The sequence below is a fragment of the Terriglobus roseus genome, assembly GCF_900105625.1.
In the GTDB taxonomy this organism is placed as follows: Bacteria; Acidobacteriota; Terriglobia; order Terriglobales; family Acidobacteriaceae; genus Terriglobus; species Terriglobus roseus_B.
Genome location: NZ_FNSD01000001.1, coordinates 853,430 through 878,343, shown reverse-complemented (window position 1 = coordinate 878,343; position 24,914 = coordinate 853,430). Strand labels below are relative to the sequence as shown.

Here is a 24,914-nt window from a genome sequence, read left to right as displayed (position 1 = left end):
GTGTTCGCACAGAGCCAATAGGAGCAGGATGTCACGTGTTTTAATTACCGGTGCGGCGGGCTTCATTGGATCGCACCTAGTGCATAGTCTTGCAGCCGAAGGAGCACAGGTTCGAGCGTTCGATAACCTGAGCTCGGGTAACCTGGAAAACCTCTCGGGCCTTCGCGATCGCATTGAGTTCATTGAGGGCGATGTTCAGGATCCCGATGCCACCATGGCCGCCTGCCGTGGCGTGGACTACGTCTTCCATGAAGCAGCAATACCTTCTGTTCCGAAGTCGGTAGCTGACCCGATTGGCACCGATGGCCCGAATCTGAAGGGCACATTGCAGATGTTGGAAGCGGCGCGCACCGCGGGCGTCAAACGCTTCGTGTTCGCGGCATCTTCAGCAGCCTATGGCAACAACCCCGAGCTGCCCAAGCGCGAAGACATGATCCCTGAACCGGTCTCGCCCTATGCAGTCCAGAAGGTGGCCAGTGAGCTCTACATGAGCAGTTATGCCCAGGTCTTCGGTCTGGAGACGGTCGCACTGCGCTATTTCAATATCTTCGGCGATCGGCAGGATCCATCCTCACAGTATTCGGGTGTCCTGGCGCGTTTCATCTCTCTCATGTCCGGCGGCGAGTGCCCAACCATCTTCGGTGATGGCGAGACCAGTCGCGACTTCACCCATGTCGACAACGTCGTGCAGGCAAATCTGCTGGCGGTACGGGCGCCTTCGAAGGCGTCTGGAGGCGTATACAACATCGCGACGGGCCATCGGGTGACCCTGAACCAGGCTTTTGACGCAATCAGCCGCGTGCTTGGTTTTGAAGGGCGGCCGAACTATCTGCCTGAGCGCGAGGGAGACATTCGTCACTCCGTGGCCGATATCTCACGGGCACAGGATGTGCTAGGTTATCGTGTCTCGGTCAGCTTTGAAGAGGGGCTGGAAAAGATGCTGCGCAGGGACTAAGCGTCCCTGCGTTGCGACTTCTGCCGAAGTCCCAGTATCTCGAAGTGGCGAAGGTGCGACTTGGTCGCGTAGATCAGCAGGTTGTTCCCTGTGGGATCGGTCGGCGTGATCCAGATGCCCTGCGCGACGACAAACTTGCAGGAGTTCTTGACCATGCCTTCCAGGATCTCGCCGTCCAGGAAGGTAAGCCGAACCCAGAGAAACCCTGCGGGTGACGCTCCATCGTGAAAGCGAAGATCAGAATGATCGACGTTGCCGTTGAAGTCCTTCACAAAGAAGATGCCTTTGGCATCCTGCAGCGTGATCTCCTTCTCGGTTCCGTTTTCGGCCAGCTTGACCATCACGGTCTCGGGATGAGCCGAGGGGGTATGGAGACTCCGCAGGGAATCTTCAGTCAAATAGCCTTTGACCATACCCTCCGGAAGTTTGATAACTATCTTGCTCTGCTCTTCCATTACTTCGTCGCACCAAGGTTGTAGTTCTTGATCTTATACAAGAGTGCTTTGTAGCTGATCTGCAAATTCTTGGCTGCGGCCTTCCGGTTCCAACGATTGGCTTCCAGAGCCTCCAGGATCGCCAGTGCCTCTGCGTCTCCCTTCAGACTCTTCACCAGGCTCTTGAGACCCTCGCCCGCAGCGGGCTCAGGGCGTGTGCGCGGTGCTTCGATCATCTGGGTCAGTGTGGGCGTCGCAGCGTGTGCCGTTGAAGCAACGGAATGCAGCTCCGACAGGATGGACATCTCGTCGCCAAGGATGAGATAGCGCGAGACGATGTTTTCCAACTCGCGCAGATTGCCAGGCCAGGAGTATTCCGTCATCGCCTGCATCATGCGCTGTGTGAAGGGCAGGGTATTCCGGCTGTACTTTGCGGCCGCACGACGCATGAAGTAGTCGGCAAGCAGTTGAATCTCTTCGCGGCGTTCCCGCAGTGGTGGCAACACCAGAGAGAAACCGTTGAGGCGGTAGTAGAGATCTTCGCGGAAGCTCTTCTGCGCGATCGACTGCTTCATGTTGATGTTGGTCGCCGCGATCACGCGAACATCGACCTTTTGCGGGGTCTTGCCGCCCAGCCTGGTGAAGGTACCGTCCTGCAATACATGCAGCAACTTCGCCTGCAGTGAGGCCGGCATCTCGCCAATCTCGTCCAGGAAGATTGTTCCGCCGTTGCAAATTTCAAACTTGCCGGGCTTGGCCTTCGCCGCACCGGTGAAGGCACCCTGCTCATATCCGAACAGTTCGCTTTCCAAAAGATCTGCGGGCATTGCCGCACAGTTCACCTTTAGAAATGTCTGCTTGCTGCGTGCCGAACTCTTATGAAGGAAGAGTGCCAGCACTTCTTTGCCAGTGCCGCTCTCACCAAGCACCAGCACCGGGATGTCCGACGCACCAATGATCTTCGCCTGCTGCTCGAGCGCGCGCATGGCCGGGCTGGCACGTACGAAGTAACGATCGTCGCCCAGGGGGATCTCGACGTCCTTCTGCGGGGACATGACGAACGGAGCTTCGGGGCCGGCTGGGCGCAGATGCTTTTCGAGGACCCGCTGAAGATCCTGCTCGTCAAAAGGCTTGAGGACGACAGCCCGCACACCCATAGTCATCATGAGGCGCATCTCGTGTGTGTCTGGCGTGCAAGCCAGTACGAGGACTGGTATAGATCCTGCCTGTCCCATGATCTGTTGCAGCAGGATCAGCGATTCGCCAGCGTTCTCCCAGGCGAAGAGCAGCATGTCCGGCTTGCGGTCCGACGTCAGTTCACGCCACAGCGAAGCCTTCTCGGAGAAGAGATGCAGAGAGTAGGTATCGCCCAGGTTCTCCCGGATGTACTCGAGGAGGCGAACATTCGGATCGAACACAACAACCTGCGGGCGTGCTGTGAATTGACGAGCCTGCGGCAGCAGTGCTGATGTGGACACGGGAAACTCCGGGGAGAGAAGTGGTAAATGGATCGCTACTTGAGGTGCTTGTTGCTAACCAAAGTACCGCCTTTCCCTTTGATAGGCAATACATGCAAAACGTTGCATATGGGCTAAAGTGGGCCAAAAATTATTTAGGTCGTGACGTCATAGTGGTGATTTATTTCATAAAAGCGATAAATGTTTTACCGGGCCTAATTTGTCTGTGCCCACCTTCGCCTCGGCAGGCAACCAGTTTGCACATCACCACTTAAAACTTGCTTAAGATGGCACAAATTGGCGTGTCGTGCAATCGCTTTCGCGATTGGCTGTTGGTGTGCACAACACAACTTTGAGCAGCAATCTGATGACACTTCTGAACCCTGCAAAGCGGCCCTTTCTCTCGCCTTCGTCGACGTTTGCGAGTTCGTTTTTCGGCCGCACGCTCCATATGCAACAGATCAGGCGGAACCTCGAACTTCTCGCGCAGACGGATCTTCCGGTGCTGCTTGAAGGTGAGAGCGGAACCGGCAAGGATGTTGTAGCTGAACTGCTTCATCTGCAGTCCAAGAATTCGGATCGCCTCGCCAAGCTGAGTTGCGTCTCCCGGGAAGAGATCACAACAGTACTAGACGATTTGCTCGAAGCTAGTTCAGCGGAATCGGAACTGGCGACATTGCTCCGTGACGGTGGCACCGTGCTGTTGGATGGTATCCACGAATTGGATCTGACATCACAGTCGAAGCTTCTCATCATACTGAATCAGCACGATACGAGGCCTTCCGGCGGGCGGTTTGTGCGGGTGATCTCCACGACCACTGTGGATTTGCAGGGCTTGATTGACGCAGGCAAATTCAGAATTGATTTGCTCTATCGCATCAATGCGGTCAAGGTCATTCTGCCACCTCTTCGAGAGCGGTCAGAGGATATCCGTGGCCTGGTCGAATTCTTTCTTGAGAAGCACTCACGCGAAACCATGCGGCCGCGACCGATTCTTTCCCAGGACGTGATGCAGATGATGGAGGGATACTTTTGGCCGGGAAACATACGCCAGATGGATAACCTGCTCCGGAACTTCGTGCTCATGGGGTCCGAAGAACTCATCACGCGTGAGCTTATGGATTCAAAGAATGGTCTGACTCGCAACTGGGCACTGGATCAGGTGGACGTGAGCCACCCTGTCGCGTTGAAAGAAATCACGCGGCAAGTCACGCAGGATCTCGAGCGTCAGATCATTCTGAAGGTTCTGCAGGCGAACGGCTGGAACCGGCAGAAGACGGCGAAGTGGCTCAGCATCAGCTACCGCTCGTTGCTGTACAAGCTAAGCGACTACGGTGCTTCGCAGCATAACGAGTCCAACGTGCATACGATTCCTTCCAGCGCCCTTCACGCCGCGAACTATTAGGAGCGGTCGGTTATTCCGGTCGCCTTTTCCAGCACTGCATACAGGTCATCGCTGACATCCTGCCAGTTCCTATGGTGTTTGTCCGCCAATGCGTCCGCGTTCCAATGCTCCGATAGGACTTCATCGAGCGCCCGGGTAAGCTGATCCACTTTCTTCGGTGCGACGAGCCTGCCACTCGCCTCGTCCATGAGCTCGGGGATGCCGCCCACGTTCGTCGCAACCACTGGCCGGCCGGAGCAGAGACTCTCCAGGATCACATTCGGGCAGCCTTCTTTATACGAAGGCAAGGTGAGCAGGTCTGCAGCGGCGATCCAGGTCGCAACGCGTTCGGTCGAGCAGGATGGGACGAAGGTGATGTGCGATTCCATCTCACAGCGCGCCACGCAATCGTTCAGCAGGGTACGATCCGCTCCTTCGCCCACGATGTAGCAGTGCACTTTGGGCCGGCGCTGGCGCAGGGCTGCCATTGCCTCGATGAGTTCGATGAGGCCCTTGCGGAGGTCAAGCCGGCCGACGTACAGCACGATCTGCTGGTTGAGCGGTACATCCAGCGTCTTGCGTGCGGAGAGGCGATCCCTTGGCCTGAATTTCTGGGTGTCGCATCCGTTCAGGATGGCTTCGCTGCGCTCGACCCGTGCGCCCAGGCGCCGAGCCGTCACGAGTAAATCACGACTGACGGTTACAACCGCCGTCGCCCTGCGCAGTGCGTAGCGTGTCATGCGCTTCACAAGCGAACCGCTGATGCGGTTCAGGTCAGAGCCGATCGCCGTGAGTACGGCAGGAATGTGGAGGCGCCTGGCGACTCGGACTGCGGCATACCCGTCCGGATAGACGATGTAGCTCAGGATGACATCCGGTGCAAACGCTTCCACTTGTTTGCGAACGGCGCGAGCCGCGAGCCATCCGTTCAAAGGACGGGAGATCACAGGCATCGCCCAGAACGGAAGATAGTGTGTGACCAAGCCAGGTGGTTCATAGGTCCGGTCCAGCGAATGGTAAGTCCGGCTCCGTGGGGTGAAGACCTTGGGATACACCGATTCGGGGTAAAACACTTCCACATCACACTGCTTCGCAAGCCTTAGAAGCGTCTGGTACGCAGAGTGGCCGGCCCACGGCTGCACGGAGGTTGGGAAGTAATCGGTAATGACTGCCACTTTCAGCTTTCGCCGCTTCAGTTCGCTCAACATACCTTGCTTCGCACCTATAGGCGATTTTGCTGCAGAATCGCTTCGAACTCCTGGGTGACAGCGGCCCATGAGAAGTTGTCCCGGACCAGTCGCATGGCATTACCGGCTACTGCGGCACGATCGTCCGCATCGCGTAACATCCGCACACACTGCTGTGCGAACTGCTGGGGAGTATCGCCAATCAAAAGGTCACGACCCGGAGTATACGTAAGGCCCTCGGCTCCGATGGTCGTTGAGACAATGGGCACGCCCGCAGCCATGCTCTCGTAGACCTTAAGGCGTGTCCCGCCGCCGATACGCAAGGGGATGATCGAAACCTTCGATCCCCAAAGATAAGGGCGCATGTCCGGGACACTGCCAGTCACGGTGACGCCTGCGACTCCCTCTGCGGCGCGCAGGACGCGCTCGTCCGGCGCACGCCCCGCGATGGTCAGCGTGGTTCTGGGTAGCTCCTGCTGCACCAGCGGGAAGATCTCTTTCAGAAAAAACTCCATCGCATCGATGTTGGGCAGCCAGTCCATCGAGCCTGAGAAGATCAGATCGCTGACCGGGTCAGCATGGGGTGGTGGCGCGAGCGAATCGACGTCCACGCCGGTCGACACGCTGGCGACCCGAGTGACCGAGAAGTCATTGCGCATGCGACTCGCATCAATGTCTGAGACGGCGATGACAAACCGCGATCTACGGCAGATTTGTGCTTCATACGCCGCCATCTTGCGGGCCTGCAACCCGAAGAAGCGTCGGCGAAGCGACGATGAAGTTTGTTCCGCATGACGTTGCCAGATTGTTGTCTCTACGTTGTGCTGAAATAGCACAGCGGGTTCCATCTCGCGGAAGTTCGGGGCACATGCCAGGAAGTCGCATACCACTGAGTCGTAGCGTTCTTCCGCCAGTCTTTCGGCGATGACCCGCTCCAGCGCGGTGGAATGGTATCGAGAGACGGCGAGTGGTATCGGCGAGAAGATTGCCTGAAAGAGTTGCGGCAGAATGCGAAGGGAAGCCCGCGGGATGGGATCATGAGGAACTGCAAAGGATCGGGTGGAGTACTCCCCGGCGCGCTGTGGTCCTTCCGTGTTACTGGAAGCATTCAATGCGCAGAAGTGGACCTCATGACGTTTGTGCAACTCTTTAAGAGTGCCGAGTGTCCGTATCTGGCCGCCGCGATCTGTTGGATGAAGGAAAAAAGGACTGACCCAGAGGATCTTCATGTCTGCGGCACAACTCCTTCAAACCTTTTTACGTATAACACTCACGTGCGTCCGCGTGCATACGCGCCGCAGCAAGGATGTTCATGGAAAGCGCTTCAAGTAAGAATGTAATCGTTATGGGGCTCGGCTATGTTGGATGCGTCAGTTCCGCATGTCTTGCTTCCCTGGGCCATAAAGTTCTCGGTGTTGACCGGGACCAGTACAAAGTATCCACCATCAACCAGCGGCGTTCGCCCTTCTACGAGCCGGGGCTCGAAGAACTGATCGAGCAGAACGTCTCCGCGGGACGTTTACGGGCGGGTGGGCTTGATGCTGAGGCGATCGCACAGGCCGACGTCGTGCTCCTGTGTGTCGGCACGCCTTCCCAGGCAAACGGCAACATCGATCTGAGCCAACTACGGCGCGTGTGTGCGGAGATCGCCGATCTGATGCAGCCACGCGAGCGTCCCTTGGTCGTTACGGTCCGCAGCACAGTCTTTCCCGGTACCTGCGAGAGCCTGCAGGAGACCATCTTCTCCTCGCACGCGAATGTCGCCGTTGCCTCCAATCCGGAGTTTCTCCGTGAGGGCACTGCGGTCAAGGACTTCCTGGAGCCATCCTTGCTGGTCGTTGGCGGGACCACAGAGGCTGCTGCTGAGCTCGTGGCGGGCTTGTATGACGGTTTGCCCGTCGAACGCGCTGTCGTATCCCTGCGCACTGCCGAGATGATCAAGTACGCCTGCAATGCCTTCCATGCCGTCAAGATCGGTTTCGCGAATGAGATTGGTTCGCTTGCCGCCGAACTTGGGGTCGATCCTATGCAGGTCATGGAAACCATGTGTAAGGACGTGAAACTAAATATTTCGCCTGCTTACATGAAGCCCGGATTTGCGTTCGGTGGATCGTGCCTGCCAAAGGATCTGCGAGCGTTGACCTTCCGTGCCTCACGCCTGGACGTGAAGCTGCCGATGTTGGAAGCGGTCCTGCCGGCAAACGAGGAACATCTTCGTCGCAGCATCCGGGACATCTTTGCTCTACCCGGCAAGCGAATTGGCATCTTCGGCCTTGCCTTCAAGGAAGACACGGACGACCTTCGTGAGAGCCCTGTTATCACCATCGTCGAGCACCTGCTCGGCAAAGGTCGTGAGACGCGCATCTTCGATCCGCATATTCGTCTCGATGAGATCTATGGAAGCAATCTCAGCTTCGTGGTCTCGGCCCTTCCACACATCGGTCGCCTGATGGAGCGGACCCTTGACGGGCTGCTCGGCGCGGTCGACGCAATCGTGATTGCGCAGAAACCCACCGCCGAAACAGCCGCCGCGATCCGCAACAGTGGTCTGCCCGTGCTGGATCTCACAAAGCTTTCGTTGAAGCCCTCTCGGCCACCGGCAGCGAACTAGCGTCCGGGCGCGATTGCGTCAGCCTCTCGACCGCCGAGGCCATCTCAAAGGCGCTGGCCCACCGTAGTTCCATACCGCGGTGGGCCGCCGCCTGTGCAAGCCAGCGGAACATGGGAGCAAGTCCTCCCGTTCCAAGCAGCGCGCGGGCGTTGTCTTCGCGAGCACCATGCGCGTGCAGCTTCAGGAACAGATCGTCGCCAATGCGCGGGGCAAGGTCAAGCCATCGCTCCACGCGGTATGCCGTCGGGCAGTCATAGACGGCGATCTCACCTGTTTCGATACGCGGCACCAGGCGGCCGCGAAAGCGAACGCCCAGCGGGCCTGTAATCAGCAACAACTCGCCCTGACGCCCGCCGCCTACTGTCGCTTGTACGCCGCGATCGTAGCTCTTGCTGCGGTCAGGCGATCCAGTCGCCCAATAGACCTGGTTCACGACGCGACCCTGCGTCACCGAGGGCAGGGAAGGCATGGTGAAGTCCGCATAACAGCCAAGCTTCGACAGCACGGAGATCTCACCGTTCACACCGCACAGGCGTCCGTCGGGGTAGGAGTTGTCCAGCGCCCAGTTCCCGTGAATGAACCCAAAGATGATCTGGCCGTCACGCTCGCGCAGCATGTTGTGGTCGTACCGAAGCTGCTGACAGAAGTGCCGAATCTTTTCCGAGAAAGTTTCCGCTGTGTCGTCTTTGTGGTGAATGTGGACTTCCACATCGCCGACGCCGTCCGCCACCATCGGCTCCAGGGCACTCAGCGTCTTCGCGTGGTACTCCTCCTGCGGATAGAAGAAGGTGTAGCAAGGGGGCCGGCCCGTTGCGTCGGGCGGTGCGTCCCATGCGATCTTGGGCCAGTGATCGGTCCATGCTTTGACGCGCGCAGTAGCCGTCTCTTCGCTCGCGTTTCCTCCCCACGGCTCCCAGTGGTCTGTCAGGGACACCCACAACCGCTTGGGGGGAGTGCGGTTCAGAGCGTGTTCAAGCCGGTTCTTGAGGTATGGCGCAAGCCACAGCTCGGCGTGTCTAGGAAGATTCATCGCTTATCCAGTGGCATCGTCTCCATCGCGTATCGTTTGATTACGGATGAAGATCGTGCACGTTGTTTACAGCATGGAGATGGGCGGAGCCGAGATGTTGGTTGCGCAGCTCAGCCGCTTGCAGCGCAAAAAAGGTCACGATGTAACAGTATGCGCCTACAGCACGCTGGGAATACTAGGAGAAAGACTTCTTGAGGAAGGTATCAACATTCATGTAATGGGCGAGGCGCATCCCGCAAAAACGGTGTTGCGTTATCTGCGCCTCTTTCGTGTCATGCGGCCTGACGTCGTTCACTGTCATAATCCCGCGCCGACGCTTCAGGCTGCCCTGGGCGCCCGGCTTTCCGGAGCGGCATGTGTTCTGGCCACGCGGCATAGCCTGGTTTCCCCTCCGTATGACACTGCGGCTGAGATTAAGTTCAACATCATCTCGAGATGCCTGGATTGGGTCGTCGGCATCTGCGACATCACCTGCACGAATCTTCGTGGAACCCCCCTGGCACGCGTTGATCGAATCGTCCGTGTCTACAACGGAGCTTCAGCCGTCCAGCATGCTCCTTCCGATCTGCGACAGGATGGGATCTTCCGCTTGCTGTTCGTGGGGAGGGTGGCCGCCATCAAGGATCTGGGCACGCTGCTAAAGGCCGTCGCGCTCGCACATCAGGTCGATCCGCGCCTGCGACTCTCCATCGTCGGGGATGGACCGGTCCGTGCCTCTCTGGAGACTCTCTCTCGTGAATTGAACCTGTCTGATGTCGTCACCTTCTGGGGGCAGCAGGTAGGTACCGATCGCTTCTTCAGCGCGGCCGATGCCATTGCAATGTCCTCCACTTCGGAAGGGCTTCCCATGTCCTTGCTGCAGGGCATGTCGCTTGGACTTCCCTTGGTGGTGACTGCGGTGGGTGGCATGCAGGAGATTCTTGCTCTTTCACACGGTGGACTGATATCGCCTGTCGGTGATGCGAAGGCCATGGCCGAGTCGATTCTTCGGATCATGCAGGATCCAGCGCTGCGGGAAGAGCTCAGCAGGAACGCGCGAGAAACCTACGAGCGTGAATTTACCCTGGAATGCATGGAAGCCGCATATGCCAGGCTGTACCGCACCGGCAAGCGCTCTCTTTCAGCCTAACCTGCGGGTTCCTGCTGGACAGGAGTGGGTCGCCAGATCTTCCAGAGCGGCCCGGGCGTGAAGGCGAACGTCCACAGTGCCCAGACAGCCGCGGCATTCAACAGCAGCAGAGCGCTCAGTGCGGACGCCGCCTTGCCGATGAGCGGCACCTGCATACGCAGGCCGAGCAGCGCCACCAACAACAACAAGGTCTGGACACACGCAACACCGAACCACGCGGAGGAGTGCGGCGCGAGCCAGGCTGCGCTGACGAACATGGCCGTCAGGCAGTAGGGAACAATCAGGCGAAGCAGTTTGTGAGAGGCGAGCTGGAAGAGCACGCGGTTCTCCGTCGAGAGGATCCACGGATTCTCAGCCACCAGTTGGAAGTTCCCCGCAAGCGTGCGCACCTTGCGCTGGAACTCTCCAGCAGCCGTGCTGGGCCAGCGATCGTACACCAGCGCCTCCTGATCCACGACGCTACGATAGCCCTGCCGGATGACATTCAGCGGCTGGAACATATCATCGAGGATGAGACCCTCCGGAGGGTTGGAAGCGAGAGTTCGACGAATCGCGTAGAAGCCGCCGTAGACACCGACAGGAGAGTCATACGCGGCTTCTGAGTTGCGAATCCACTGCTCGTACTTCCAGTACAGGCCACCAATGGCGGATGTTCCTTCGCCATGTGCGGAATCGATACGGACGCGCAACTCGCCCACGGCACAACCGACGGTCGGGTCCGCGAAATTGCTGGTCAATTGCCGAATCGCAGACTCGGTGACCTCAGGTCGGATATCGATGAACAGCAGCAGCTCGGCCGTTGCCAGCGACATGCCGCGGCCCAGCGCAGCCGCCTTGCCACCCTGTTCTTCCATCACCACGGTGCGAAGCCGCGGATCGGTAATGTATGCCAGCCATTCGGCGGAACCATCCGTACAGCCGTCGAGAACAATGATGATCTCTTTGACAACGGCTGGATCCATCGCCAGCAGGCTATGAAGCTTCCACGGCAGCAGCGAGTGGCCATTGTGGATCGGCAGAATCACACTCGCTGACCGCGGCTCCGTGGAGTTCACCCATGGCTTCGGTCGCAGCCACGCGATCAGCGCCATCAGCAACGGGTAACCGGCATAGGTGTACAGCACGATCGCGATGGATACGAAGAACAGCGCTTTCACTGCGCGCCCCGGCGGCGAAGGATGATCTTGATCGTCTCAAACATGATCAGCAAATCAAGGCCAAGGGATGAGTGCTTTACGTAGTACAGGTCATACTGCAGTTTCTCGCGGCTCTCTTCCAGCGTGGCGCCGTAACCGTAGCGCACCTGCGCCCAGCCGGTGAGTCCCGGACGAATCAGGTGCCGCAGGTTGTAATACGGCAATTGCTCCGCCAGCCATGGCACAAACTCGGGACGCTCCGGCCTGGGACCAACGAAACCCATGTCGCCGCGCAGGACATTCCATAGCTGCGGCACTTCATCGATGCGCGTCTTGCGCATGAGCATGCCGACTTTTGTGACGCGAGGATCGTTCTTGCTCGCCCATCGTGCGCCGCCCTTCTCTGCATCCGTCCGCATGCTGCGGAACTTGTACACATAGAAGTTCCGGCCAGCTTCACCCACGCGGACCTGTCGGAAGAAGATGGGCCCTGGCGAGGACAACTTGACGAGCAGGACGACCAGCGGGAAGAACGGTGCGAAGATCAGCAGTCCAAGGCCTGCCGCAAGGATCGAGGCAAGACGCCGGGTAACCAGTTGCGATGGCTGAATGCGGAATCCTCCGCCATATAGAAAGCTGCTGGGCCTCAGGCTGCTGAGTTCAATCTTGCCGGATAGCCGCTCATACAGCGCGCTTGCTTCTTCGATCTGTATGCCACGAAAGCGCACCGCCAGCAGGTCATCGACCGGAAGCCCGCCGCGGCGGTCTTCCATTGCAACGACGATGCGATGAATCGGCTTTTGATAAGCCTCGATCCATTCCACGATGTGGTTCGCAGTGACCGGATCGCCGTTGGCATCGGTGGGTTGCACCAGCTCCATGCCAACGTCGCGGCGGCTGCTGATCAGGCTCGCCAGGCCTTCGGCGTAGGGGCCGTTGCCAAAGATGACGACGCGCTCCCGAAACATCTCGCGTTCCTGCATCCACTCAAACACCTGCCGCCAGACAATGAGGGCGAAGGCGATCAGAATGATGCCCGCAGACGTGATGTAGCGCGCAATCCCGAAGGAAGGGAAGACATACAGAACAGCCGAAGCCAGAAAACTTACAAGGCCCAGCACAAGCAAGATGCGGAGGTGGATCTCACCAGGACCCGAGATCAGTTGGGGCTCATACAGGTCGCAGTAGTACGCGATGACGACAGTCACGAGCGTCAGGGCGAAGACCTTGGCCAGGTTGTGTTCGTACGTCAGTACCTTGATGGTGTCGGAACGCAGCACCAGCGAAGCCGCTGCAAGGTAGCAGCAGCAGATGATGAAGGCCTCGGAGAGAAGTTGTAGAACCGAGCGCGTTGGGTAATAGACGTTTAGGAACCGGATCATCTACTTCTCTGGCTCCGTTCCGTAGCCGTAGTAGGCCTGATGAGGTACGTTCTCAACGCCGTTCAACACAACGCCGAGAAGATTGGCCGTGGCGAATTCTTTCTGCGCACGCTGCGCGCTTTCGTAAGGCGTCTGTCCGCCGCGTACCACCAGCAACACTCCGTCGCAGGCAGGTGCCAGGTTCACAGCGTCCGACACAACATTCACCGGCGACGAGTCCACGATGATCCAGTCGAAGTGTGGCGACACGAAGCGAATCAGTTCCGCGAAGCGCGAGTTGCCGGAGAGATCGGCAGCCGCGTCTCCGCCAGCTCCACCTGCGATGAAAGTGAGAGCGCTCAACACCGGCGGATGTTCAGAGTCCGGTTCCGGCTCCAGGTCAGACCGCTGCATGACCTCAAGCGCGGTTGCGTCTCCGCTCAGGTAGGTCGACAGGCCAGGTGACGCCGAGCAGCCGAGCAGCGTGTGCAGAGAGTTCCGACGCAGATCTCCATCAATCAGCAACACGCGGTTGTTCTTATACCGTGCAAGACTCAGGGCGAGATTCGCCGCAACGAACGTTTTGCCTTCCTTCGGCATGCCACTGCTGACCAGCACCGTCTTCAGCTTGTTAAAGCCGCGGTACTCATACAGCCGCGATCGAAGGCTGCGGAATTGTTCCGTGAAAGCACTGCGGCTTTGCAACGCCGGCAATTTCTCGAGATCGGGCTTCCAGGTGGCTCGGCGAACATTACCAAGCGGGCGTGAGGCACGGTGGTGCTCAAGCACCGCTTGTGCTTCGTCTGTCATCGAACCAATCGATGCAGAGGTTTCCGTGCGACCCATGATGGATGCAATGCTTGGGAATGCATCGGGGTTGAGGTCGTACTCTTTTTGTTCCTCGGGAGTCAGTCGCTCCCACTCTGCGCGCAGCAACGCCTCGTAGATCTTGCTCATAAGCGTTCCTTTTCATCCGGCCGTGCAGCCGCGGTAATCTGTTCGGTTCGCCGGGGCCCGCCTGTCATGGTCAGTGATGTCGCGCTGTCGTCGCCCAGATCAAGATCGGCGGCAACGGCATATACAAGCGATCCGGGAATCTGCTTCAGACGCTCGACGTACGCAAGGATGATCGAGTGTTCGCACAGCAGGTTGATCAGCCGTGGGATGCCGCGGCTGAACTGATGCACCGTGTCGATGGCGTCCGGCAGGAAGATCGCTTCCTTCGCGCCGGCAATGGTCAATCGTTGCTGCATGTACTCGCCGGTCTGCTCCCGCGTGAGCGGCTGCGTTCTGCACCATAGCGCAATCCGCTGCCGTAGCTGCCGCAGTCCGGGATCCCGCAGTGTCGACTCGAGCTCAGGCTGCCCTGAGAGAACGATCTGGAGCAGCTTCTGTGTGTCCGTTTCGAGATTGGTCAGCAGTCGAATTTCTTCGAGCAGCTCTGTGGAAAGAGACTGTGCCTCATCCACAATCAGCACGCAGGTGTCGCCGGCCGCAAAGCGATCGACGAGCCAACGGTTCAACTGCAGCAACATGCCGGACTTGGTTTTATTGACGGGCGTCAGGCCAAAGTCCGAGAGCATGAACTCCAGGAACTCAAGCATCTCAAGCCGCGGATTGAAGATGAAGGAAGTATGGACGGACGTCCCGCGCAGTGTGTTGATGGCGCTGCGCAGCAAGGTCGTCTTTCCAGTGCCTACTTCGCCCAGCAGCACAAGAAAACCCTTCCTTGCAGCGATGCCGTACTCGAGGCACGCCAGCGCTTCGCGTGCATGCGGCAGCATGCAAAGGAACGCCGGATCAGGGCTGTTGTTAAACGGATATTTTTCCAATTGGAAGAACTCACGATACATGCGCTAGCCCCTCTTCTCGGGCAGCGGGGCGTTCTGATTCAGCCAGAACTTCCAGGCAGGTATCTTCACTTCTTCTTCATCGGACGCATTTGCGGCGCGCGCAATGACGGCAAGCGTGGGCAACTTGGTGAATGCGAAGACGTCATCCTCGTTCTGAATTGCGGTATTGCGGTACTCAAGGAATGCCGAAACGCCAAGGCCAAGCAGCAGGCCGGCAGCAAGGCCGCCCAGCAGGAAACGGCTGCGCTTCGGATATTCCGGGCTGTTTGGCAGGTTCGGCTCATCCATCACGCGGAACTGCTCTCCCTGCTGACGATGCTCAAGGTCGGTTGCCATCTGCGACTGGTTCATCTTGGCCAGCAGTTCGTCGTAGAACTTCTGAGCAGTCTGGTAGTCGCGCGTCAACGCCTTGTATTGCTCTTCCACCTGCGGAGAAGCCTGCAGACGGCCCTGGTAGCCGTTGATGGCGCTCTGCAACTGCATCTGTTCTGACTGCTTGGCCGCAATGCCCTGGTTCGTCGCCTGTATCTGTGCGCGAATCTGCTGCACGCCGGCGGAGTCCGACGTGCGCGCTGCCGCCGCCGCTGCTGCGGAAGGGGAGCGACTGATCTCGCGGCGCAGGTCGGCGATCTTCCGGCGGAGCGAAATCAGGTCGGGATAGTCGGGCGTGTAGCGTGTGCTCAGTTCGTTGGCCTGTGCCTGCAGAGCGTCAAGCTGTGTCTGCCGCTCATCGGGGGCTGCCTTGCTCGCAACGGGCGCCGTGAGGGACGCTTCGTGCGTCATCTGCGTCAGCATCGATTCCTGGTACGCCTTCTGCTGCTGCAACTGGGAAAGCGCCTGCGTAGCGGCTTCCAGTTGCGAGTTCACGCTATTCAACATGTTCAGGTTGGTCGACTCTTCACCCGGCAGACGACCGATGTACTTGCGCTGGAACTCGGCCAGCTTGGCATCCTGCTGGTCAAGATTGCTCTTGGCCGAGGCAAGCTGGCTTTCAATGAAGGATGTCGTTCCCTGCGCAGACTGCTCGCGAGCGCGCAGATTTTCGTTCACGAAGAGGGATGTGATCTCGCCACATACCTGCTGTGCCGTGTGCGGATCGGACGAGCGGTACGATATGAAGAAACCCGGCAGGGCGCCTGCGCCGGCAATCTCTGACTTAATGGGCTTGATGTCAATGTTCTTGCGAACGCGATCAAGTCGATCGTCTGCGGACGCACCGGGATACAGGTTGAAACGCTGAATGATTGGCTCGATGCGCGAACGGCTGAGGATCTGCTCTTTCATGGAAGCAAGCCGCTGGTCCAGGTCAGACGAGACCACCGGCTTCACATACTCGTCGGGAACCTTCTGCTGCTCAATGAGCACAAGTGTCTGCGAGACAAACTGCGGGGGAATTGTGGCAGAGAACAGCAATGCAAGAATCGGCAACAGAACTGCGGGCGCCGCGATGAACAGCGCGCGCCGCTTCAGAATCGCAACGTAATCTTCCAACTTCAGGGGACGATGTCCAAGCATGTTTTTCCTTAAGGCCGTCCGAAGCGCTTCGATCGCGGAGAGAAGGTAAGGCCGACCGTCACAATGTGCGCCGTTCCATTGAACGCGTTTTGTGTCAGCGCAAGCCCATCCGTCGTCTGGGTCGCGGCGCTGTAACTGCCGAAGGCTGAGAAATTCTCACCAAGTCGCCGCGTCGCCTGCAGGCCGCCGTAGAAGCTGTTTGTCAGAACATTTTCGCCCGCCAGGGTGGCAAGACCGGCAGCGCGGCCGTAGTTCGCCGTGATACCGCCACTCCAGTTACGCGAAAACGTATGCTGAGCCGTCAGGTTGATGTTGTCCGACAGCGCTCCGAGCAATACGCCGGAACCGATGTTGGGGGAGCGGTTGTAGCTGATCGTCGCGTGCGTGCGCTGGCCCGCATAGCCAAGGGACACCGCACTGGCAAACAGAACACGATCCGGGATGAGCGCGGGAGTATTGCTGCTGATCCAGTCCGGACCAGCCGAAACCTGCAGGCTCAGCTTGCGGTTGAAGGAGTGGCTGTAGCTGGCACTGACACCGTGGGCCGTGAAGGCGAAGTTGTTAATGCCCGCGACTGTTCCGGCAAAGCTGTAGTTCGAATACGTGTAGCTGGCCGATGCGGTATCACGCGCACTGAAGCGATGACCCAGCGACGCGGAGGCAGTCACATCGTCGTTGTTCAACCCTGTCTGCAGAAAGCGCTGGACGGTATAAGAGCCAAAGCCCTCGGCAAATGTCTTGCCCGTAATGTCACGAGAGACGCTGCCGCCCACCGTGTTGCTGACCTGCTCGCCGTAGTTCGTCAGGATCGACTCGGTCGGGATCTGGCCTGTTGTGATGGGAACTGTGCCGATGTCTCCCGAGAAGGGAACGCCGGAGACGCCATACAGAGGCGACGACGGAAGAAAGGTGATGGTGTCTGCGATGCCCAGGCGCCAGCGACGCGTGTTCAGAATCTGCGAGACGCCAAGATTCTGATACGACGACGAGTTGAGGTTACTCCCGTTGCCGAAGAAGTACCCGCCGGAGTACAGCACGCTCAACGGATGCGTTTCGCTGTTGGAGACGTATGTCGCCTGGCCGGACAGGTTCGTAGAGGTGCCGGAGTCCGTGCCCTGGTAGCCCGTCACGTAGGACTCGGACGCCGTAAGCGAGTAAGTGAACTCGCCGGCGATCGGAGCAGAAGCGAGTCCCGGTACGGTGCCCGGGGCTGACACGGTCGCGGTAACGGTGGGTGCTGCCTGCGCATATGCTGCGTTCAGGCAGGAGACGGACATCATCGCGGGGAAGAGCAGTAGGGTCTTCTTCATTAGGGCACCACGATCGTGTCGCCGGCCAGAAGCTGCGGCGGAGTGCCTTCACCCTTGAGGATCTTCCGGTAGTCGAAGGGGATCTTGATTTGCTTGCCCGCTTCCGCACGAAGGATGTACATCTTCTTCGCGTTCGCATAAGGCGAAAGTCCACCTGAGGCGGAGATCGCCTGCAGGACGGACAGGCCGTTGGTCAACGGAACCTGGCCGACGTGAAGCACCTCACCCAGCACATAGATCTTCTGGCTGTTCGCGGCGGTGATCACGACGGTCACAAGGGGATCCTGGATGAACTTCTTCAGGCGGTCCTGGATCAGGTCCGACAGCTCCTGCGGCGTCTTGCCGGCTGCCTCCACATCCCCAACCAGCGGCAGGGAGATCATGCCGTCCGGGCGTACGGATAGGGGGCCGGAGAGCGTGGGCTCTTTCCAGACGCTCACCTGCAACGCGTCCTCCGTACCGATGCGATACCCCGCAGCGGCCGGAACGATTGCTGGCGAGGGCGCAGCGGTCGTTGGAGCTGCGTCGTGCGATCGCGAAGGGACGATGGGTTGAACTTGCTGCGCGGTGGCCAGGCCTACCGCGATGGAGAGCGAAATGCATGGCAGAGAATAAAAGAACTTCATGAGATCCTAGGCGTTCCTTGTATCGCAAGGCTGATGCGAGCAATGCGAGTGCCAAAGGAGCGATAAAGACCTCCCATCTGCGATGTGTGGAAATCTGCAGTCGTGCTGGCGCTACACGTTATCTGTTGCGTCAATTAAATAAGAAGATGCTCAAAAGTGGTAAATATTTTTCGCATGAGCGGTCTCTTGCCGCCGCTTTGGACGGGATGGCCGCCTACGATCTCGCCTTGGCCGCGATGACGCTCTTTCTCGTCTTCAGCCTGTATTTCAGCGTTCTTCTGAAGTTAGTACACGACTGGTATGTACTTCCGGATTTTTCCCATGGCTTTCTCATTCCGATCTTTGTCGGTTACCTGGTCTGGGCGCGGTCGAAGAAGCTCCAGGAGATCGCAGTTTCCCCCACCTGGCTTGGCCTCTGGCTGCTGCTGCCCGGCCTTGCGCTCCTGCTGCTGGGGGTCCTCGGGTCAGAGTTGTTCCTGGCACGGCTCTCCTTTCTGCTTGTTGCCAGCGGCATGATCTGGCTGCTGGCGGGCGGGCGGATGCTTATGGCGCTGCGCCTTCCCCTGGCAGTCTGTCTGCTTGCCATCCCCATACCTCAGGTGATCTTCAACCAGGTCGCCCTGCCACTGCAGCTGCTGTCGTCATGGGCGGCGAGTGCTGTTCTGCCACTCTTCCATGTACCGGTCTTTCGAGAGGGCAACATCATCCGTCTGCCGTCCATCTCGCTGGAGGTCGCAGAGGCCTGCAGCGGGATACGCTCGCTGATGAGCCTTTTCACGTTGGCGGTGCTCTACGGTTACTTCGCAGAACGCAGCAACGCCCGGCGATGGATTCTGATCGCATGCAGCGTCCCCGTGGCCGTGTGCGCGAATATGCTGCGGATAGTGGGGACCGGTTTGTTGGTCCAGCAACGCGGAGCCGAGGTCGCCCTGGGCTTCTTCCATGAGTTCTCCGGTCTGCTGATGTTCCTCTTCTCCCTGGTGCTGTTGCTGATCCTGCACGCGGCCATGAACGCCCATGCGAGACGCACCGCATGAATCGCAAGGCAATCGTGCTGGTTCTGCTTCTTGCGGCTGCCGATCTGACCCTGCGTATTCGCGGCGACCGGGACCTCATTGTGCCCAGCTTGCCTCTGCAGGACCTTCCGCTAACGATCGGCCAGTGGCAAGGCGAGGACGTACCGATGGAGCCGCGCGTTCTGGAGGTGCTGGGCGATGGCAAGTTTCTGGACCGTAGCTACAGCCGTTTGGAAGGCACAGGCAGCGCAACGCCGATCGACCTGCTCATCGCATATTTCCCGAGCCAACGCACCGGGCAGACCATTCATTCCCCGCAAAACTGCCTGCCGGGCGCGGGCTGGACGTTCGAGTCAGGAGGCCGCGTCGATTTAACCGACGCGGCCGGCCAGCCGCATCACGTCGCCGAGTACGTTGTCACCAACGGTTCCGCAAAATTTGAGGTGCTCTATTGGTATCGGAGCCGGGGAAACGATATCGCAAACGATTATGCTGCGAAGGGCCACCTGCTTCTTCAGTCGATCCGGGACCGGAGGACGGACGGAGCGCTGTTACGGATCATGACACCGATCGCACCGGGCGAGTCGCAAACAGCGGCCCGGGAACGCGCGGTAAATTTCACGGCTCACATGGACCCGCTGCTTTCGCCTTATCTCCCCGGCTGAGAAACTCTTCGGAGCCGGATTCGCATCCCCTTTACCTGAGGTCATGACCTGCAGCTCGCACGTATAAACCGCCGGAATTCCGCTGCTACGCTGCTGCTCACGCTCACTTTGCTGGGAGGTTGCCGCAGTGCGAAGAGCCGCGGAAGGGCCTACATGGAGAGCGGCCGGCAGTACGAGCGTGAGGGAAAACCGCACGAGGCCGCCATTCAGTTCTCGAACGCCTTGCGTCTCGATTCATCCATGGTGGACGGCCACTACGAACTGGCCCGCGCCTACCAGCAGAGCGGATCGGTCCAGCTTGCGATCTATGAGCTGGGACAGGTGTTGCAGTTGGCGCCAGAGAATATGGCTGCCCGCGTCGATGTCGGGAGGCTCCTTCTGCAGACAGGACAGGTAGAACCGGCGGCGGCGCAGGCGCGGTGGGTCGTCTTCAAGCAGCCATCGAACGCGGATGCCCAGGCACTCCTCTCCGCTGCGTCCGCAGCAGGCGGGAACAGGGGCGTCGCGATTCAGGCCATCCGCTCCGCCATCCTCTTGGTGCCAGGCCGCGCAGAGTTCCATACGGCCCTTGGGCAACTGCTCGCGGCCGATGCCGCGACCCAGCCGGAGGCGGTGACCGAGCTGAAGACGGCGATCCGGCTCAACGGCAAAGATGTCAGCGCGCGTTACGGGCTGGCCAGCATCCTAGAGCGGCGTGGCGATCTAAAAGGGGCTCAGGAGCAGATGCAGGAAGCAATCCTCCTCGCGCCGCAGAGCATTCCCGCCCGCGCGGGACTGGCAGCGCTCTACACCCATGCCGGTGACCGCGCGAAGGCAGAGGAGACGCTCCGGGAGGCAACCGATGATCTGTCCGACGATCCCGCGGCGGCTCCACTGCTGGAGCGTTTCTACGGGGAAACGGGGTCGTTGGACCAGGCGCAGAAGGCCTATGAGGCCCTGGTGCAGCGCCATCCCGGCAGTCTCGACCTGAGGCTCGCCTACCTGCGCGTGTTGATTGCTCGAGGAAACTTCGCCACAGCGCGGCCGATGATCGAGGACCTGTCGCAGCACCATGAAACGGACCCCGGTGTGAACCTGCTGCAGGCTTATCTGTTGATGCATGACGGAAAAAACGACGAAGCGCTGCAACTGCTGCAGACCGCAACGAAGAACTACCCTGACAATGCGCAGCTGTTGAATTTGCTGGCGAGAGCGCAGGACGCATCGGGTGATCCGCAGAAGGCAGCTGAGACCTTCCGGAAGGTATTGCGGGGCGATCGCTCGAATCTTGAAGCGCAGTCCGGACTCGCCGACCTGGCCTATCGCCGCGGCGACGCTACCGATCTGAAGGAAGCCGCACGGCAGATCCTGCTCTTCCACCCGGCCCTGGCCGATGGCTACCTTTGGAGAGGTGTTGCGAACCTGCAGGCCAACGGAAACGCGGCCGCAATTGCGGACATCCAGGAAGCGCTTCGGCGCAGGCCTGCCTATGGTTTTGCGTTGGTCCAACTGGGCATGGCGCAGGCCGCGCAGGGCAACGTGCAGAAGGCAAGGGAAGCGTTCGAACAGGCGCTCCAACTCTCGCCGGACCCCGCCGCGATCGCCGGCCTGAACGATCTGGACATTCGCGCACATCAGCCAGCCATCGCCGTCCAGCGCGCGCAACGCCAGTTGGAGCGTGCGCCGGCGTCGTCGGAGCTCTACGACCAGCTTGCGCAGGCGCAACAGGCCGCGGGCGACGCAGCCGGGGCGCTTGCCAGCGCGACGCGAGCGACCACCCTGGACGCAAACAACCGCAGTGCCGCGCAGACCTTTACGAAGATCGGTCTCAGCATGGGACAGCTCGATCCGGCGGTAGATCTGTGGAATCGCTGGGCTGCGGCGCACCCTGCTGACCCGCAGGCACCCGCTGCCCTTGGCATGTTGTTCGAATCCGCGGGCGATAATAAAACGGCGCTTGAGTATTACCGGCGCTCCTTGAACATCAAGTCAGACCAGCCGGAAGTCTCCGCCAGCATCGCGGCGCTTTCGGCGGACGGCGGCGGAAACCTCGATGTGGCTCTCTCGACGGCGCAAGCTGCCTATCGGGCGCATCCCGCTTCGGTTGCTGCGGCGGACGCGCTGGGATGGATCTACTACCGCAAGGGCCTGCCCGCTTCAGGGATTGAGCCCCTGCAGAAGGCAGCCGTTCTGGACGATTCGGATGCCTCCGTTCAGTACCACTTGGGAGTCGTTCTGGGTTCGCTTGGCCGGAAGCCTGAAGCTGCCATCCATCTGAACCGCGCCTCTGCGATGGCGCCGGGAACGGCCCTCGCAACGCAGGCACAGCAGGCTTTGGCGAAGCTTTCGGGCAATGGCAGCTAACATGAAGGACATGGGCTTTTTCCCGCAGGTGATGCAGGCGCGTTGAATAGTAAAACCATCCTCCGGAACACGCTCTGGTATGGCCTGGAAAACCTCATCAGTTTCCTGGCGTCGCTGGTCACTTCCGTTCTTGTCGCACGCGCGCTTGGCCCATCCCGCATGGGCTACATCATCTATGTGATGTGGCTGGCGAACATTGCAAGCAGCTTTGGCAGCATCGGCATCCCGGCCACGACGCGGAAGTACATGGCGGAATACCTGGGATCGGGCCAGTGGTCGACGGCGCGTTTCATCTACTTCCGCACCCTCTCCATTCAGATCGGCATGGCGACGCTCATGACCGCTGTCTCCATCGTCTGGGTGCTGCGGAATGCGCCAATGGAGTTCCGGCTGGCCGCGCTGCTGCTGGTGATCGGCGTCTGGCCATCGATGGTGAACTCAATCTCGGCGCAGGCTAATGTGGCCTCTGAGGAGCTTTCGTCCAACCTGCCGGCATCCGCCGCCAGCACCGCTACCTTCTTCGTCCTTACGGTCCTTGCGGTGTATCTGCACTGGGGCGTGGTTGGCATCGCATCCGCCATGCTGGGCATGCGCATCGTGGACTTTGCGGTCCGATTCGTCCCGACGATCTGGAAGGTCCGCAACTGGCCCGCAGACAACGTCGCGCTACCGCCGGATCTGCGTCCCCGGATGTTCCACTTCGCATGGCAGAGCATTACGGGCATGATGCTCACACTGATTGTCTGGGATCGGTCAGAGATCTTCCTTCTGAAGCACATGTCTCCTGATGTCCGGCAGATCGCCTTTTACTCTGTAGCCTTCAGTCTCGCGGAGAAGCTGCTGATCTTCCCAACGGTCTTCGCCTCGGCGACGGGTGCGACAGTCTTCGCGCAGTATGGTCGCGACCGCAGCCGCATCCCGGCCATGACGGCCTCTTCCGCACGCTATCTTGGTCTGACGTCCCTGCCGCTACACATCGTCACCACCGCCCTTGCCGGATCGTTGCTGGTAGCCATGTACGGCGACCAGTACCGGGGCGCGATCCTGGTCGCGACGATGGCTCCGCTCACCTGCCTGCCGAAGGCTTTCCTGACGCCTGTACAAACACTGTTTGAGGCGGTGGAACGGCAGAAGTACTTCATCTGGGCAACGCTCTTCGCTTCGGTGGTCGACGTGGCAGTGGCATGGTGGCTCATCCCGCAGCATGGCGCAGTCGGTGCGACGATTGGCAGCGGATTGGCGCAGTTGATCGCCGTCACGGCCCTGTGGACCCTCGCGATCAGGCAATATCGCATTCGCATGCCGTGGCTGTTCCTGGGGAAGGTCGTCCTTGGAAGCACGTTTGCCGCTGGCTGTGCCTATGCGGTTGCACGGACACTCTCGCCCCTGCCAGGCCTGATCGCCGGTGCAGGGGTTGCCGGTGCGCTTCTGTTAGGTTGCGCCTGGCTTTTCCGTTGGTTGGAAGGGGAAGATCTTGAGCGGCTGAAGGTTCTGGTGGATGCGAGTCCTGCCGTCCTTGCCGCTCCGGTCCAAATGACCTACTCGTGGCTGCTGCGCCGGGTCACGATTGCGGAAGAGCTCCCGTAACAGTGCGGGCTGCAGCCGCGGGGTAAAACTACATCTCCGAGCGGCGGGTCGAGAACAGTGCAGCAGATCCTACAAAGAGTGCGCCAAGGCAAAGAAGCATGCCGAATTCGGGGTTACCGGAGATAACAGATCCGGTTACGCTTGTCAGTCGATCAGCGGAACGCATTGCAAAAGCAGGAGTGGTCACTGCAGGCCGGCCATGCGGCTGAGCTACAGCGGGTGCGGCAGAACATGTTGCAAGTGCTACGGCAATCATCAATTTGTTCAACATTATCGTTCTCCATCGAGCGCGGCCTTAGCACTCGATATGGGTCATTGCACTTGCGTAGCCAAAGGTCCTAGAACCCTTGTGCGGAACCTGCAATTTCTGCAAACCTCTGCAGATGTTGTTCTTTCCGAATTGTCTGCAAGGAAGAAATGACGCGAATCGGGAATTTTTGTCGGGGTCTATAGGGATATTGGTTGGCAACCTAAAATAGGTGGCAATGTCAAACCCAATAAGGGCAAAACATTACCACCTATGGAAGAGCGCTAAATCAACGCCGTTTTCCTGCGAAAGGTGTAGCCAGCTGCAAGCACCGCTCCTGAAAGCATCAGCACAAGCGTGGAAGGCTCGGGCACGGGTGGAGCAGGTGGTCCCTCCGGCGGAGTCGTTGGCGGCAGATCCGGAGGCCCGGTCGGCGGCGTCGGAGTCCCGGGAGGTGTGGGAGTCCCGGGAGGCGTCGGGGTTCCGGGAGGCGTCGGGGTTCCGGGAGGCGTCGGGATACCCGGAGGCGCTGGAGATCCCGGCGGCGTGGGCGATCCTGGGGGCGTAAAGCTGGTGCCCGGACTGGAGCCACCTGGGCCGCCAGGAATGATCGGGCTGCCCGGCGTTGAAGAGAAAGCGGGCGTGATTGCAGGCGAACCACTGGTCGGTATGCCCGGAACCAGCGCCGGTCCGGCAGGCGGCGCGACTGGCGGAATGGTCATCGCCGTCTCCACGGGAGGCAGATCGCCGCAGAGAACCTGGAACTTCTTCATCATCTGCTGCGGTGTCATGCGCGGACGGAGCGGATCCTGCGGGGAAGCCGTTCGCACCAGTTTCGGCTTGGCCGTAGGGGTGCCGATCGTCCGATGAACGTACTTCTTCAGGTGCTTGTTCTGGGAAATTTCCTGAACGGGCTGCGATTCCGCGAGCTTGTGGCTGTAGTCAGCGATCCAGCGCTCGCATTCCGGGGAGTTGGCAATGCTTTCCGCACAGCCGCCCACGGCTATGAAGAGCACTGCGGTAATCAGGGCGGGGTTACGCATTTAGGCCTCTTGTTCAGGACTACGA

At 59.6% G+C, this 24,914-nt stretch carries 21 protein-coding genes; 8 read left to right on the top strand and 13 right to left on the bottom strand.

Translation table 11 applies throughout. The features are described 5' to 3' along the window. Positions 1 to 28: 28 nt before the first annotated feature. The gene (locus BLW03_RS03620; RefSeq protein ID WP_074652390.1) at positions 29 to 955 is read left to right on the top strand and encodes an SDR family oxidoreductase; all 927 of its coding nucleotides are present in this window, start codon (positions 29 to 31) and stop codon (positions 953 to 955) included. On the opposite strand, the gene BLW03_RS03615 is transcribed toward BLW03_RS03620, so the two are convergent. Beyond that, complete coding sequence (locus tag BLW03_RS03615; protein WP_074652389.1) at positions 952 to 1,410, bottom strand: DUF6982 domain-containing protein; 459 nt, start codon at positions 1,408 to 1,410, stop codon at positions 952 to 954. The genes BLW03_RS03620 and BLW03_RS03615 overlap by 4 nt on opposite strands. Continuing rightward, positions 1,410 to 2,867, bottom strand: coding sequence for a sigma-54 dependent transcriptional regulator (locus BLW03_RS03610; RefSeq protein ID WP_074652388.1), 1,458 nt, complete (start codon positions 2,865 to 2,867; stop codon positions 1,410 to 1,412). The genes BLW03_RS03615 and BLW03_RS03610 overlap by 1 nt, the downstream gene beginning before the upstream one ends. 346 nt (positions 2,868 to 3,213) lie before the next feature. On the opposite strand from BLW03_RS03610, the gene BLW03_RS03605 reads away from it, so the two are divergent. Further along, positions 3,214 to 4,251: a sigma-54-dependent transcriptional regulator gene (locus tag BLW03_RS03605; protein WP_139285078.1), complete on the top strand. Its 1,038-nt coding sequence runs from the start codon at positions 3,214 to 3,216 to the stop codon at positions 4,249 to 4,251. On the opposite strand, the gene BLW03_RS03600 is transcribed toward BLW03_RS03605, so the two are convergent. Then, the gene (locus BLW03_RS03600; RefSeq protein ID WP_244501942.1) at positions 4,248 to 5,438 is read right to left on the bottom strand and encodes a glycosyltransferase; all 1,191 of its coding nucleotides are present in this window, start codon (positions 5,436 to 5,438) and stop codon (positions 4,248 to 4,250) included. The two genes, BLW03_RS03605 and BLW03_RS03600, sit on opposite strands and share 4 nt — an antisense overlap. A 14-nt stretch (positions 5,439 to 5,452) precedes the next feature. Next, on the bottom strand, positions 5,453 to 6,646 hold the full coding sequence (locus tag BLW03_RS03595; protein WP_074652386.1) for a glycosyltransferase family 4 protein: 1,194 nt from the start codon (positions 6,644 to 6,646) through the stop codon (positions 5,453 to 5,455). Positions 6,647 to 6,729: 83 nt separating this feature from the next. On the opposite strand from BLW03_RS03595, the gene BLW03_RS03590 reads away from it, so the two are divergent. Then, on the top strand, positions 6,730 to 8,028 hold the full coding sequence (locus tag BLW03_RS03590) for a UDP-glucose dehydrogenase family protein (protein ID WP_074655744.1): 1,299 nt from the start codon (positions 6,730 to 6,732) through the stop codon (positions 8,026 to 8,028). On the opposite strand, the gene BLW03_RS03585 is transcribed toward BLW03_RS03590, so the two are convergent. After that, on the bottom strand, positions 7,982 to 9,058 hold the full coding sequence (locus BLW03_RS03585; protein WP_074652385.1) for a hypothetical protein: 1,077 nt from the start codon (positions 9,056 to 9,058) through the stop codon (positions 7,982 to 7,984). The genes BLW03_RS03590 and BLW03_RS03585 overlap by 47 nt on opposite strands. A gap of 46 nt (positions 9,059 to 9,104) precedes the next feature. Here BLW03_RS03585 and BLW03_RS03580 point away from each other — a divergent pair, with 46 nt between their 5' ends. Then, complete coding sequence (locus BLW03_RS03580; protein ID WP_074652384.1) at positions 9,105 to 10,187, top strand: glycosyltransferase family 4 protein; 1,083 nt, start codon at positions 9,105 to 9,107, stop codon at positions 10,185 to 10,187. On the opposite strand, the gene BLW03_RS03575 is transcribed toward BLW03_RS03580, so the two are convergent. From BLW03_RS03575 to BLW03_RS03545, 7 genes are read right to left on the bottom strand one after another with little or no spacing between them, the layout of a single operon-like run. Beyond that, positions 10,184 to 11,344: a glycosyltransferase gene (locus BLW03_RS03575; RefSeq protein ID WP_074652383.1), complete on the bottom strand. Its 1,161-nt coding sequence runs from the start codon at positions 11,342 to 11,344 to the stop codon at positions 10,184 to 10,186. The genes BLW03_RS03580 and BLW03_RS03575 overlap by 4 nt on opposite strands. Further along, positions 11,341 to 12,705, bottom strand: a complete 1,365-nt coding sequence (locus BLW03_RS03570; protein ID WP_074652382.1) for a TIGR03013 family XrtA/PEP-CTERM system glycosyltransferase — start codon at positions 12,703 to 12,705, stop codon at positions 11,341 to 11,343. Before BLW03_RS03570 ends, BLW03_RS03575 begins: the two co-directional genes overlap by 4 nt. Beyond that, positions 12,706 to 13,641, bottom strand: coding sequence for a CpsD/CapB family tyrosine-protein kinase (locus tag BLW03_RS03565; protein ID WP_074652381.1), 936 nt, complete (start codon positions 13,639 to 13,641; stop codon positions 12,706 to 12,708). Then, on the bottom strand, positions 13,638 to 14,537 hold the full coding sequence (locus tag BLW03_RS03560) for an ExeA family protein (protein ID WP_074652380.1): 900 nt from the start codon (positions 14,535 to 14,537) through the stop codon (positions 13,638 to 13,640). The genes BLW03_RS03565 and BLW03_RS03560 overlap by 4 nt, the downstream gene beginning before the upstream one ends. Positions 14,538 to 14,540: 3 nt before the next feature. Next, entirely contained in the window at positions 14,541 to 16,052 is a 1,512-nt protein-coding gene (locus BLW03_RS03555) for a GumC family protein (protein ID WP_074652379.1), read from the bottom strand. 8 nt (positions 16,053 to 16,060) lie between these two features. Further along, the gene (locus BLW03_RS03550; protein ID WP_074652378.1) at positions 16,061 to 17,362 is read right to left on the bottom strand and encodes a hypothetical protein; all 1,302 of its coding nucleotides are present in this window, start codon (positions 17,360 to 17,362) and stop codon (positions 16,061 to 16,063) included. Then, complete coding sequence (locus BLW03_RS03545) at positions 17,362 to 17,988, bottom strand: polysaccharide biosynthesis/export family protein (RefSeq protein WP_074652377.1); 627 nt, start codon at positions 17,986 to 17,988, stop codon at positions 17,362 to 17,364. The genes BLW03_RS03550 and BLW03_RS03545 overlap by 1 nt, the downstream gene beginning before the upstream one ends. Before the next feature lie 236 nt (positions 17,989 to 18,224). Between BLW03_RS03545 and BLW03_RS03540 the strand changes: the two genes are divergently transcribed. The 4 genes from BLW03_RS03540 to BLW03_RS03525 all read left to right on the top strand — a co-directional run bounded on the left by BLW03_RS03540 (position 18,225) and on the right by BLW03_RS03525 (position 23,599). Continuing rightward, positions 18,225 to 19,025 carry an exosortase/archaeosortase family protein gene (locus tag BLW03_RS03540; protein ID WP_244501941.1) on the top strand — a complete coding sequence of 267 codons (801 nt, stop codon included), beginning with the start codon at positions 18,225 to 18,227 and terminating at the stop codon, positions 19,023 to 19,025. After that, positions 19,022 to 19,669: an exosortase C-terminal domain/associated protein EpsI gene (locus tag BLW03_RS03535; protein WP_074652375.1), complete on the top strand. Its 648-nt coding sequence runs from the start codon at positions 19,022 to 19,024 to the stop codon at positions 19,667 to 19,669. The genes BLW03_RS03540 and BLW03_RS03535 overlap by 4 nt, the downstream gene beginning before the upstream one ends. Positions 19,670 to 19,822: 153 nt before the next feature. Then, positions 19,823 to 22,012 carry a tetratricopeptide repeat protein gene (locus tag BLW03_RS03530; RefSeq protein WP_083350291.1) on the top strand — a complete coding sequence of 730 codons (2,190 nt, stop codon included), beginning with the start codon at positions 19,823 to 19,825 and terminating at the stop codon, positions 22,010 to 22,012. 42 nt (positions 22,013 to 22,054) lie between these two features. After that, positions 22,055 to 23,599 (top strand): oligosaccharide flippase family protein, encoded by a 1,545-nt coding sequence (locus BLW03_RS03525; protein ID WP_074652373.1) that lies wholly within the window; start codon positions 22,055 to 22,057, stop codon positions 23,597 to 23,599. A gap of 531 nt (positions 23,600 to 24,130) precedes the next feature. On the opposite strand, the gene BLW03_RS03515 is transcribed toward BLW03_RS03525, so the two are convergent. Beyond that, positions 24,131 to 24,889: a PEP-CTERM sorting domain-containing protein gene (locus BLW03_RS03515; RefSeq protein WP_074652371.1), complete on the bottom strand. Its 759-nt coding sequence runs from the start codon at positions 24,887 to 24,889 to the stop codon at positions 24,131 to 24,133. Positions 24,890 to 24,914: the final 25 nt, after the last annotated feature.